The sequence below is a fragment of the Arthrobacter sp. Soil_C_60 genome, from assembly GCF_057656375.1.
Map to the genome: position 1 here is coordinate 1 of NZ_JBDGKM010000038.1, position 322 is coordinate 322.

Annotated in this window: 1 pseudogene; it reads left to right on the forward strand. The window is 73.3% G+C overall.

Annotated elements, in window-relative coordinates:
- Positions 1-322 (forward strand): annotated as a pseudogene (locus AC3A4M_RS22850) (HNH endonuclease signature motif containing protein); the annotation flags it as partial.

The following is a 322-nucleotide window of genomic DNA, read 5'->3' on the forward strand; positions in this document are numbered from 1 at the left end:
TGCACGCGGGGATGGAGTCCGGGCCGGCGGCCGGGATCCGGCCCGAGGTCGCGCTCACCGTGCCGGTGTTCACGCTGATGGGCCTGGACGAGGAACCGGCCACCCTCGACGGGTACGGGCCGATCCCCGCCGGCGCCGCCCGGAAACTCTGCGAAGGCGCCACGTCGTTCTACCGGATCCTGACGCATCCCGAGACCGGGACCACCCTCTCCTACGGCAAAACGGTGTACCGGCCGCCGGCGGATCTGGCCCGCGCGGTCCGGCACCGCGACACCACGTGCACGGCGCCGGGCTGCCATGTCCCGGCGAAGGACTGCGACCT